Consider the following 11,623-nt stretch of genomic DNA (forward strand, 5'->3'; position numbering starts at 1 on the left):
CATATTCATGGTCCGTCAGCTCCTTTCGCAGCAGTGTCCTGTGCGGTTTCAAGAAATTCGAGAAGTTGAAAAAGCGTCATGCGGCCGTAGCGGAAGGCCACCTGTTCGCCGCTGTGCCAGTCCGTTGGCGCTCCGGTGGGCGCCATAAAGCAGTGGGTGCGCAGCACCTCCCGCAAGACGCGGCCCGAGGGCGTCCCAAGCGCCGCACGTACGTGCGCGGCAATGTCCTGTTCCGTCATGCCGTCCAGCGTCATGTGGCGTCCTCCATACCCGTGAGCAGCGCCTTGGCCGGGCTGCCCTCCTCAGGCGCGCTGGCAAGGTCCGGAAAGACCTTCGCGGCCTCGCGCAGTTCCGACAGCTGCTCCTTCATGGCGAGTTTGGCGGTGTTTTCGTCGCGCTCACGCCGCACCCGGCGCACCGCCGCGCGGGAGCGGATGCCCCGCTGCGGGAAGCCCCGGCTTTCCATGAGCCGCCGCAGGTTCTCGTCGTGGTCGAAGTTATCCAGCACCTCGGGCGCAACCGCGGCCAGCTGTCCGGCATCCGCGTAGGTTTGCAGCACGGTCTGGGCGCGGCCTTCCTTCTGGGCCAGCATCAGCGGGCTGACGTACTCCGCGTGCAGCCGCCGTCCCACAAGTTCCGGGGGCGGGGGCGGCAATTCACCGCGCCGCTCCAAGAGCCTGTGGAGCCTGTCGAACAACCTGCCGAAGTTCTCCTGCTGCTGATTGACGAGCAGCGGCCCCAGCAGGAACATGCGCTCGCTGGCAAGCTCCGCCACCTCCCGCGCGGTGGGCGTGGCCCCGGCGCTGCTGCGGGAGCGGATGGTCAGGAACAGGTCCACAAAGAACGCCGCGTCGATGTCCTTTCGCGTGGCCTGCATGAGCTCCCACGAAAAGCGCGGGTCGCCGCCAACGGACAGTGGGCCAAAGTCCGCAAGGCTGTTGCCCTCGGCGCGGCGGTAGTAGTTCATGGCCCGCGGCTCAAAGGAGAAGCGGCCCACGAACCCGTCATCCGGCACCAGATAGGGCGGAGCGACGGCCAGCTGACCAGCCTCAAGGATGAGGCGCTTCATCTCGTTGAGCATCTTCACGTCGGCAAGGGCTTCCGTGCCCGGACTGGTGGAATAGGCGGTGCCCGGCAGGCGGTGGTAGCGGGCGACGATGTAGGGCAATTCCTCATAGCCGCCGGTGGACACGATATTCCGGGAGCCAAGCTCCATATAGACTGACGCAAAGGGCAGCGCCCCGCCTGCGTTGCCCGGCGCGGCGCTGCCGCGCGGAAACACCGCATGCAGGAAGTCAAACCGCTCGCCCTGCCGCCGCACCTCCTGCGCCGCGCGGCGCACGGTGTCCGGCATATTCTCCAGCCCCCAGCGCGACGCCGCATCCCGCGCAGTCAGGGTGAAGCGGCGGAACACCGTATCCACCACGCCCTGCGCATTTTCCTCAATGAACACCTCCGACAGGGGCAGCGCCTTAAAGCGCACCCCGCCGTCTGCGCCCTCGTCCAAATACATGCACTGCCAGCCGAAGAGACCGGACTGGTGGTAGGCCAGCGCCTGCTCACGGTAGAAGCCGCCCTCGGCAAGCGCCGCGTAAAAGGCGTCCTCCACATCCTGCAGCCATGTCCGCACGTCCGGACGGTCCGCAACATCGGGGTCGTCCAGCTCCAGCGAAAACCACCGCTGCGCCGGGGAGCACGCCCCGGAGAGCATGCCCGCGGCAAAGACGCCCGCCGCGCGCGTTGCCGTGGCGTCCACGATTTCGGGGCGGCGGCGGATTTGCGGCTCACTGCCGGAAAAGCCCGCGTACTCCGGCCCCATAAAGGTGGCGACGTCCTCCCACACGGGATCAAAGGGCTGGCGCGCCTGCCGCGCGGCGTCAAAGCGCCGCAGCACTTCCCGCGCAGTTTCGCGCTGTGCGTCGCCGCGTTCTGGTGCGCTCCGGGACGGAGCGGCCAGCGTGTCGCGTTGTGTCTGCATGCTCACCCCAGCGTGGTCTTGCGCACCCGCGCGGACGAGCTGTCACCCGTTGCGCTGGTGGCGATTGTGGATGCCGAAGCGCGCCTGCGGCGCTCTGCTTCGCGCCGCCGCGCGGCCTCAAGGCGCTTTTGCGCCTCCAGTTCCGCGGTGTCCGGCTCCTCCGGTGGCGGGGGCGGTGGCGGCAGGTCCGGTTTGGACGGTTTGGAAAAAATCACTCCACCCATGCTGCGTTCCTCCTTGTACTGTCGTGGTGATGCCCGCTTCAGCAGGCGTGGGTCTGCATGGCGCTCTGCATGCCGCTTTCGCCAACCTCGGCGTAGCGCTGGCGCATGCCGCCCCCGCGCACGGGGTGGGCAAAAGTCAGAGCCAATGCGTCGGCAAGGTCGGGACTGCGCAGGCCGCGCCGTTTCATGTCGTCCTTGGACTCCAGAACAAGCCGCCCGGAGCTGTCGTAGGAATACGACGGAGCCACGATGTCCGCGTGCAGGGCGTCATCATCGGGAATGTCCGCCTGCGCGGCGTCCCCCAGCCACTGCCGCATCAAGCCCCACATCTCCGCGCGTCTGTTGGCGTAGCGCTCCGGCCTGTTGGCCCGGCTGCCAAAATTCACTGCGCTGACGCGGCCGCTCAGGCCCATCTCGCGCAGGCGGTCCACCACCCCAGCGCCCAGCCCGCCAGCATCCACAAACAGCCGCGCCACGTAGGGGCGTTCACTCTCAAGGATGCGTACGCACTCTCCTGCCACCTGCATGGTGTCGCGCCGCACTAGCCGCCGCTGGCCAAAGGCCAAGCGCCCCTGCCGGAACATCACGCCCGTGGCGTCATTGCCAAAGCGGGCGGGGTCCACGCCGCACACCACTGGGCCGCACCCTGCGGCGTCCGCCTTGCGCGCCCGCATCACCACCTCCGGGGCAATGAACGGCTCCACGCCTGTAAAGCTGAACGCCTCCGCCGCCGTGGCCGGATACTCGCGCCGGAACAGCACCGCATCGCGCAGTTCCGCAATTTTGTTGCGCCGCCAGACGATTTGCTCCATGTCCAGCCCATGGGCGGCGCGGTACTGCTGTTCCTCGTCTGTGGGCATAAAGTCTTCGGGCACTTCGCGGCGGTATTCCGGTTGCCAAAACCACGGGATAAACACCGCCATAAACGGCGATTCCCCAGCCTCGGCCCGCTGCCACTCCTGATGGAAAAAATCGCCCATGCCATTGGCTGTGGACTCCAGCACCACCTCGGTGCCTTCGGCATCGGGCACGGTCTGGAGCATGCCCGCCGCGTGCTCGGCGGCGTTCTTCCAAAACGCCACTTCGGACCCGTGCAGGTACTGGATGGTCTGGGAACGGCCCGCGCCGCGTGCGCCAGCCGTTGCCACGCGGTAGCCGGAATCAAGACGGGGGAACTGGAGCTCACGCGAGTTGTCGTGCCCAAGGACGGGGCGGACTGCTGCGGGGCAATGGTCGTAGTAGCGTTTGACCATCCCCAGCAGCCCGCGCGCGGCTTCCATCTCGTGCGCCATAACCAGCGCGTGACAGCCACGGGCGTGCGTCACCCGCCAAAAATACCGGGCCGCAACATAGGTGGAGCACCCCTGCTGCCGTCCTTTGAGAATCAGCGCCCGCACCCGCCCTGCGCTGCGGCGTTGGTCCTCAAGGCGCGCGTGGAGGGTGCGCTGGGCCTTGTTGAGCCGCAGGGGCGTCAGCCCGTCGCTCTTGGTCCGCACCCACAGACACCGCTCTGCGTAGTGCGGAAAGTCAGTTTTCAGGCGCCTGCGTATATTGCGTTCACGTTCCGTCATTCCAATTCTTCCAGCCGCTGTTCATGTGTGCCGCCGGTCCGTGCCGGGTCGGCCTTGTCCGAAAACATCTGCAAATACTTGCCAAGCAGGCTCAGCGCTCTGTTGGCGTTGGAGGCGTCGAAACGGTACTCGCCGCCCTCTACCGCGCTGCGCCCTGCCGGGGCCGGGGCGGCCTGCATGCACCGCTCCGCCACTTCCTTCAGGCGCGCCGTCACCCACTGCCGCGTCACCGCGTCGTGCATGCGCGCGTCCTCCTGCATGGTGGTCACGGCCTGCGCCACCCCAGAATGCCGCAGCAGACGCTTGCCCGTGGCGGATGCGGTGCGCTCCGCATACCCGGCCTGCACGGCGGCCTGCTCCTCGTCCCCCAGCACGGCGTACGCCGCTGCAAAACGCTCCTGCCGCTTTGTGAGCATTGTTCTCCCTCATTCTTTCGTTTCCTCCGAATTTCCCGCCTGATGGGGTTTTCCATGCCTGCCCCACTTGCACCGCGCCGGAAAATCATCCATACTGAAAGTGCCTGGGACACAGGCGAGATGTGACGATCTTGAGAATGAACACAAGCAGTACGCGACGTCCCCGCCGTTCGGCTTTGCCGTCTCGGGGGGAGCACGCAGGGGGTAGCTCCCCATTACAAAAAAGTGCGTTCTGGATTACGTCATCCGCGGTGCTCCCGGGCTTTTTCATGCCTTCGTCAGCCCGCGCGGCGCTCCGCCTTTTTCCCGCCGTATCAGGCCCTTTCAGCGTTCCTGTCCTCCTGTTAGCACCTTCGTTCGTCGGGGTGGGGCACATGTGCCATGTGGCACCACAAGCCCAAATTTTCCGCAGCGGTATCAACAGCGGCGGCGCGCTCCTCGTCAGCGAGCGTGCACATGCGCTCCTCCGTGCGGAACACGCGCTCGCACACGCGGCAGATTCGGATGCGAAACATCAGGTCATTGCCACAGTGTCTGGTCCGCAGCACCCGGGTCTTTCCTGCACAATCAGGGCAATACATGGCGTCTCTCCTTGCCGCGCTAGTAGGCGCGGGTAATGGTCAAATGAAACGTTTCCTCACCAATGGCCTGCGCCAGCGCCGCCAGCGCCCGGCGTGAAGCCAGCACCCCACGCGCCCCGCCAACACGCCCCACCCGCTCACCGGGCAGAATGCAGCCCGCCGTATCCGGCGCAGTGTTCCCCGCGTGAAAGACAATCCCGGTGCGCCCCGGCACATCCTGCACGGCGTACACATTGCCGAACCGGGCGCTGTGCCGCCTGCGGCACAGGTACTGCCCAACGGGGATGCAGGACCGATTCACCGCATTGGCGCGCTCCGGCGGCTCCAACGTGCAACAGCACAGCCGCTTGTCCACGCGCACAACGCCAAAGGTCCCCTGCGCCGAGGTTTCAAGCCGAATGAGTTCCACCACGGGCGTGCGCCACATTGCGCCGTCATCCCGCTTTGTCATGATGCCTCCCTGTGTTCGCGGCGCCTGTTTCACACGCCGCGCGCTGTGTATGACTGTGGCTAGAATCCGCACACCGGGTCCGCCCCGGCCGCATCGCCGCCAATGGCGCCACTGGCCCACGGACACGCCGTCATGACATGCTCTGGCAGGGCGTAATTGGCGTCGTCCCCGTCTTCATCCTCCGGCATGCGCTCCTGCCACAAAACGCTCTGGGCATGGGCGCGGTTGAGGCGGCACACCAACTGCCGCGCGCCGCGCACCCACACCTGCGGGTCCGGCATGGTGCCACCAAAGGCCGCAAACACCTCCGGCACGGTCAGCGTCAGCACACAGCCGCCCTCCAGCCGAAGCCGGTACGACACCGCTTCTCGCTCCGAAGCCGGAAGCACCGGCCATTGCCACGCCAATTCATCAGACTCCGCCGCCTCGCAGCGCCGGACCAGCCCTGCGGCGCACATTTCGAACGCGCCGCCAGTGCCGGGCACGGGGACAAAACGCAGCCCCCCACTTCCACCATTTTGCATGTCGCCTCCTTGCTAGGCGCATTTTGCCTAGTGCCAAACACACCACACTCACCAATTAGGCGCTTATCGCCTATTGCAAGATGGACGACTTCCTGCATAAATACACATATGCAAGACGCCATCTCCTTTACCCACGCCTTCCTCGACGCCATTGAGGACGCCAGAAAGACCCAAGGGCGCACCCATTCCGACATCGCGAGGTCCGCTTTTCCCGACCTGCGCGACCCGGTGGGGGCCTATCGAAAAATCCGCAACTCCGGCCAATCACTCCGTCTGCCGGACGCCTTCCGCCTTGCCAAGGCTGTGCATCAGGATTTCCCATCCCTGTGCTGGAAGGCCATGCAGGTCGCCGGCGTGTCCTAAGCTGTGGAGCGCCGCACGTTTTCCACCCCGCTCATTTGCTGCCGCCCGCCAGGGCCATCCTCATCCACCTGGCAGGCACTGGGCCGCGGCGTTTTCGGTTCGCCGCCGCGCTCCCGCCCGCTGTATACGCCCTCCACAGTGCCGGGCTCCACCTTTTCTGCGACGCATCATGCGCCGGAGGCGACGACACCCGCACAATAGATGACACTATAGCCTCCGCAAAACGCATTTTTCTTCCCGCACCCCCTCCATCATACCGCGCCACCCCACTCGCGCCGCACGGTCCCCGCTCTCTGCGCGGCTCATGTACAACGCCTACTCCATGCTATTCTCCAGCCATACACAAGAAGCAGAACACAGCACAGGCGCTAGGCATGACAAAGAAAAAATAGTAAAGGGTAGAAAAAGCCCCATATGAACTCAAATTTCTAATTTTACAAGTAAATTTATATTTATAGCTCGACTGGTATAGAACAGTGCGTTAGCCATTGCCATCACAACAGAGCAAGGACGTTGCCATAGCAACGCGTATCAGTCGAACAACTGTCCATATGGAGTTTGTATGTGTACCGCATCTTCACCCACCTCAACCGATCCCATCACGTCCCTCTTCGAGCTTGCCGACGCATTGCGCTATTTGCATGACACACTGGGCACAGCCCCCGCCGACGGGGGCGGGCACCCCGGCGCCGCCGTCATAGCTGGCATGCTCAGCGACCGCGCATCCTCCATTGCATCCACCCTGTGGGATGCTGAGGAAACCCCGCCGGCAGAGGAGAAATCCACCCAGCCCCGCGCCACCCCCAGCCGCAGCACCATGCTGCGCCCGAGGCCTGCAGCCGGAAAACGGCTGCCCACAAGTACGCACCGCACACGGTCCTCGCGACACTTCTGCGCCTAACCACCCCTTGACAGCTAGGCAATTTACGCCTAGCTGTCAATACATGAAAACACATATTTTCAGCAGACGCTATTGCACCTACAGATCATGGGAAGACGCTGAGGCCCTGTGGCTGTGCACCGTGGACACCCTCCCCTGCGGCGAAACGCGCCCTAAGCGCCGCCCCGCAGAACACTGCCCCCTGTTTCTGCCCAGCCCCTACCCGTGCCCGGACTGCCTCGACTGTTCGCCAACGCGCCCATACCAGCGCATGCGCCTCCGGCCCGGCCTGCCCGCATGGGCTGACGCGCTGGTATGCCGGGCCTGCGGCCGCCGCGCCTCGCGCATGGAGCATGCGGCGGACATGGGGAACGCCCTTGAGGGCATCCCCCTTCCCTCCATTATATACGGCACGTTCACCCTACAGAGCGCCTCACGATCCGCCCCGTCACAATATACACATTGATGCATGACGGTGCCCGCGCACCCGTGGTACGATGATGAGCCGGATTCCGCCTGTGCGGATGCACCCTTTTCATGGAGTATTGCCCCATGCGCATCATCCCAGCCATGTCCTCAGCGCGCCTTCTCGGGCTTTTGGCGTGTGTGGCGGCTGCGCTGTGTGCGGCGGGACTCTTCGCATGGAGCGTTGACCGCGACAAGGCGCACCGCTTTGCCTCCCACGCGGCGCTCCTCACCCTGACCACCCAGTTGGAGCACGTCACTTTCGAGGAAACCCTGCCGCAGGACCGCACTCGCGCCCTGCGCACGGAGCTGGAGCGCTTCATCGCCGAAGCGCCTCCCAAGGCGAAGGACGCACTGCAACAGATATCCACACTGCTCGCCCAAAGCGAAACGAATCCGGTGCTTCACCCGCTCCCCAGAGCTCGTTACCGCCGACTCATCAGCCAAGCACAAAGCGCCCTTGCCGCAGGCGCCCCAGAGCCCACGGCGCCACTTCGCCGCGCGGTTGTCCCCCTCTTTCTCGCCTCTGCAACACTCTTGGCCGTTGGGCTGGCGCTTTTTTCCCTGCTGCGGCCACCGGAGAACTCCCCCAACGCGCCCATGATGCCGGACAAGCCCGAATCCGCCCCAACAGAGAGCGACATGGAGCAACACCGGCGCACCACCATTGCCGAAACCACGGACAACCCATTCCTCTCCTCCCTGAAGCTGGGGACGAATAGAGTCATCACCGTCTTCACCACCAACGACGGCGGAGCCACATTCTTTTCCCCAGACGCCCCGGAAACCGCGCATCTACTGTGCGCATCGTCCAGCATGGACAGCGGCCCCTCCGGAGCAGCGCTCGACCTAGAGGCGCGCATCCGCGAGGTATGGGAAAACGGCCTGCCCCTCATGACGTCCTTCACCACGGATACCGGCGCCCACCCCGCGTACATTTTCCGCCTTAGCACCGGCGATGTGGGCGTTATCCACAGCGACAACGCCACCTGCCGCCTGCCCCTGTATGAAAAGATTTTCGAAAGCACGCTGGAGGGCATTGCCCTTATCAACCGCGACGGGACCATTGCCGCCGTCAATCCCGCGTTCACAAGCATTACCGGCTACTCCGCGCAGGAAATTCTGGGGCAACTGGTCACCAATTTCCGCTGCCGCCTGCACGACGACGCCTTCTACCGCGACCTGTTCAACAGCATCCGCATCCACGGCCGCTGGGCGGGTGAACTTTGGGCGCAGCGTAAGGACGGTGAGGAATTCGCCCAGCAAATGAGCATCACCGCCATCTCCAACGACAGCGGCGAAACCACCCACTACACCGCCGTGTTCCACGACATTACGGACATCAAGCACAAAGAAGCGCTCATCACCCACCAAGCCTATCACGACGCGCTCACAGGCCTGCCAAACCGCCAACTGCTGACGGACCGCATGCAGCTTGCCCTGTCCCGCGCCAAGCGCCACCGCCTGCTGCTGGCGGTCATCTTCATCGACCTTGATAACTTCAAAACCATTAACGATAGCCTTGGCCACTCCACGGGCGACTTGCTCCTGCAGGCTGTGGCGCGCCGCGTGAAAACCATCCTCCGCAACGAGGACACATTCTCGCGCCTTGGTGGCGACGAATTTGTCATCATGCAGGAAGATTTGCAGGACTCGCGGCAGGCCGTCCTTTTGGCCGCACGCGTCCTCAAGGAGCTGGAGACGCCCTTCCAAATTCAGGACCGGCGGCTGTTTATTACCTCCAGCATCGGCATTTCCTTCTTCCCCAACGATGGCGCCACGCCGGACACCCTCATCAAGAACGCGGACCTTGCCATGTACAAGGCCAAGGAACTGGGGCGCAACAACTCCTGTCTGTTTACACCGGAGATGAATACCCGCGTAATGCGGCGTCTATCGCTGGAGGGAAGCCTGCGCACCGCTCTTGAGCGCGACGAGTTTTTCGTGCTCTACCAACCCAAGCACGACACCATGTCCCTTGCCGTTACAGGCGCCGAAGCGCTTGTGCGGTGGAACAGAAACTCCGAAGGCATCGTCAGTCCGGGCGAATTTATTCCCCTCGCCGAGGAGACCGGCCTCATCGTCCCCCTTGGCGACTACGTGCTGGAAACCGCCTGCGCCTCGGCGCAGGCCATCGTCGAGGCGGGGCACGCCCCCTTCCAGTTATCCGTGAACCTCTCCCCCAAGCAATTCCAGCAGCATGGCATCGCGCAGAAGATAGACAGCATCCTTTCGCGTACGGGCTTCCCCGCCCATTGTCTGGAGCTGGAGATCACCGAATCCATGCTCATCAGCGACCTGGATACCGTCATCAAAAAACTGTCGGAAATTACGGAGATGGGCATCCGCCTCGCCATTGACGACTTTGGCACCGGGTATTCCTCCCTCAACTACCTGCGCCGCCTCCCCATCCAGTGCCTGAAAATCGACCAAAGCTTTGTCCGCGAGATTACCAAAGACTCCAGCGCCGCAGACCTTGTGGGCACCATGATTCTCCTCGCCCGCAACTTCAACAAGCGCATCATCGCCGAGGGCGTGGAAACCAAGGAACAGTACAACTTCCTCCTCGCCAACCGCTGTGATGAAATTCAGGGGTTCTACTTCAGCCATCCTCTGCGGCAACACGAACTTGCCACCTACTTCCTGCGCGATATTCCCCTGTAGCCCCGCCGTGGTTCACCTGCCCCCTCGCGCGGCGTCCAATCCACGCGCGGACCGGGCGTCCAGCCCCCCTCTCGCAAAGGAGAAACAAAAAAGCCCACGCACCACACGCAAGGGAGCGAGGCGCAGGGCAAAAGGCTGTTGAAGCCGCTCAGGCAATGCTCATGAAAAACGAAAGGGAAGACGGCAGGAAACACGGCGCACAGCACGCGGCGCCAAGGACCGCCCATGCGCTCGCGCACTCCAGACATGAGGGAACGAGGAGGCGTCTGCCGGACACATCAGCGTGCGTAAAGGCGGCGTCAGGCGCCTTAATGCGGCGCGTCACGCCTCAGGAAAATGCCATGCAAAAGTGAAAAGACGTGCCCCAGACGGAGCAGAAAAGACAGAGAAGTGCAGGACAGAGAAGGCAAGCCTTCCCGTCCATTGGGAGACGGCTTTGTACTCCCGCACTGTACGAGGAGGGATTTTGGGGGAGGCCCAAAAAGAAAAACCCCCTGAATTTCAGGGGGTTTTGTTCACTATGGCGGAGAGGGAGAGATTCGAACTCTCGATAGGGTTCCCCCTATACACCCTTAGCAGGGGTGCGCCTTCAGCCAGCTCGGCCACCTCTCCAAGTGTGCACGCGTTGCGCGCCTTGGGTGCTCCATGCGGAGCGATGCCAGCGCCATTGGCGTCGGCTGACGCTTCAAATAGGTGTTTCTCGGCCTGTTTGTCAACATCAAATTTGAAAAATCCTCGCTAGCGCCCCAGCATTATCCCACAAAGTCCCTCGGCCCCTGCGCGACGCCAAAACAGCACGGCTCCCCATGTTGCCCAGCACATGCCGCCGCAAAAACCACCGCGCCCCAGCATAATCGAGGAAGACGCCCCCAGCATGCCAGCAGAGCCAAGTCACGGCAAAACCCCTTGCGCAAAGATGCAAAGCCGCTACAATGCAGACTATCCTTCCACCCGGCGCACGGCGTCAACACAGCAGAAGGACGGAGGAGCGCATGCAATGCAGTGAATGTGGATACGACCTTGTCATAGGCCTGCGGCACAAGGGGGTGAAGCGCCTTTTGTCCCTGCTGCCCGTCCAGCCCTACACCTGCCTGCGGTGCGGCAAGCGCAACTGGGTCGCCGGTGACAGTGCCGCCCCGCTGACGCGGACGCTGGGCCTTGTCGTTCTGCTTGCCGGAATTGGCGCCGCCCTGTGGCACTCGGGCTACCTGCCCATCAGTGGCGAGGAGTTCACCGGCACAAACTCCGTACGGCGCAACGTTCAGCCCATGACGGCCACAAACGCCACCACAGTACGTATGACGCCCCCCGGCGCGGAGAGCGTGCACAGCGCATCGGTCAACGCGGCCAAGGAAAGCCGCCAAACCGGAGCCCCCGCGACACGCGTCGCCAAGGCCGCCCCAATAAGCGCCCCCATCCCCAGCCCGAACGCCGTACTCAAGGACTCGCGCCCCAAGGTCGCCCCCGGCACCGCCCCCGCCCGGCGCAGCGTCAGCCCTGCGCCGG

At 63.9% G+C, this 11,623-nt stretch carries 11 protein-coding genes and 1 tRNA gene; 4 read left to right on the top strand and 8 right to left on the bottom strand.

Annotated elements, in window-relative coordinates:
* Window positions 1-5: 5 nt before the first annotated feature.
* From ACY69P_RS08525 to ACY69P_RS08555, 7 genes are all read right to left on the bottom strand, one after another.
* Entirely contained in the window at window positions 6-254 is a 249-nt protein-coding gene (locus ACY69P_RS08525) for a hypothetical protein (RefSeq protein WP_404843549.1), read from the bottom strand.
* Window positions 251-1,978, bottom strand: a complete 1,728-nt coding sequence (locus ACY69P_RS08530) for a portal protein (protein ID WP_462327179.1) — start codon at window positions 1,976-1,978, stop codon at window positions 251-253. Before ACY69P_RS08530 ends, ACY69P_RS08525 begins: the two co-directional genes overlap by 4 nt.
* Window positions 1,979-1,980: 2 nt before the next feature.
* Complete coding sequence (locus tag ACY69P_RS08535) at window positions 1,981-2,202, bottom strand: hypothetical protein (RefSeq protein WP_404843551.1); 222 nt, start codon at window positions 2,200-2,202, stop codon at window positions 1,981-1,983.
* Between the two features lie 38 nt (window positions 2,203-2,240).
* On the bottom strand, window positions 2,241-3,773 hold the full coding sequence (locus tag ACY69P_RS08540; RefSeq protein WP_459900863.1) for a hypothetical protein: 1,533 nt from the start codon (window positions 3,771-3,773) through the stop codon (window positions 2,241-2,243).
* On the bottom strand, window positions 3,770-4,189 hold the full coding sequence (locus tag ACY69P_RS08545; protein WP_459900861.1) for a terminase small subunit: 420 nt from the start codon (window positions 4,187-4,189) through the stop codon (window positions 3,770-3,772). Before ACY69P_RS08545 ends, ACY69P_RS08540 begins: the two co-directional genes overlap by 4 nt.
* Window positions 4,190-4,789: 600 nt before the next feature.
* On the bottom strand, window positions 4,790-5,221 hold the full coding sequence (locus ACY69P_RS08550) for a DUF5675 family protein (RefSeq protein WP_462327180.1): 432 nt from the start codon (window positions 5,219-5,221) through the stop codon (window positions 4,790-4,792).
* Window positions 5,222-5,280: 59 nt separating this feature from the next.
* Window positions 5,281-5,745, bottom strand: coding sequence for a hypothetical protein (locus tag ACY69P_RS08555; RefSeq protein ID WP_462327181.1), 465 nt, complete (start codon window positions 5,743-5,745; stop codon window positions 5,281-5,283).
* A 108-nt stretch (window positions 5,746-5,853) separates the two neighbouring features.
* Between ACY69P_RS08555 and ACY69P_RS08560 the strand changes: the two genes are divergently transcribed.
* From ACY69P_RS08560 to ACY69P_RS08570, 3 genes are all read left to right on the top strand, one after another.
* Window positions 5,854-6,108: a hypothetical protein gene (locus ACY69P_RS08560; protein ID WP_404843556.1), complete on the top strand. Its 255-nt coding sequence runs from the start codon at window positions 5,854-5,856 to the stop codon at window positions 6,106-6,108.
* A gap of 944 nt (window positions 6,109-7,052) precedes the next feature.
* Window positions 7,053-7,454 carry a hypothetical protein gene (locus ACY69P_RS08565; protein ID WP_462327182.1) on the top strand — a complete coding sequence of 134 codons (402 nt, stop codon included), beginning with the start codon at window positions 7,053-7,055 and terminating at the stop codon, window positions 7,452-7,454.
* 86 nt (window positions 7,455-7,540) lie between these two features.
* Window positions 7,541-10,117 carry a putative bifunctional diguanylate cyclase/phosphodiesterase gene (locus tag ACY69P_RS08570; protein ID WP_462327183.1) on the top strand — a complete coding sequence of 859 codons (2,577 nt, stop codon included), beginning with the start codon at window positions 7,541-7,543 and terminating at the stop codon, window positions 10,115-10,117.
* A 521-nt stretch (window positions 10,118-10,638) separates the two neighbouring features.
* On the opposite strand, the gene ACY69P_RS08575 is transcribed toward ACY69P_RS08570, so the two are convergent.
* A tRNA-Ser gene (locus ACY69P_RS08575) sits at window positions 10,639-10,729 on the bottom strand.
* A gap of 380 nt (window positions 10,730-11,109) precedes the next feature.
* Here ACY69P_RS08575 and ACY69P_RS08580 point away from each other — a divergent pair.
* Window positions 11,110-11,623, top strand: a 514-nt coding sequence (locus ACY69P_RS08580) for a hypothetical protein (protein ID WP_462327184.1), incomplete at its 3' end; no start/stop codon positions are given.

The organism is Desulfobaculum sp., assembly GCF_054921475.1.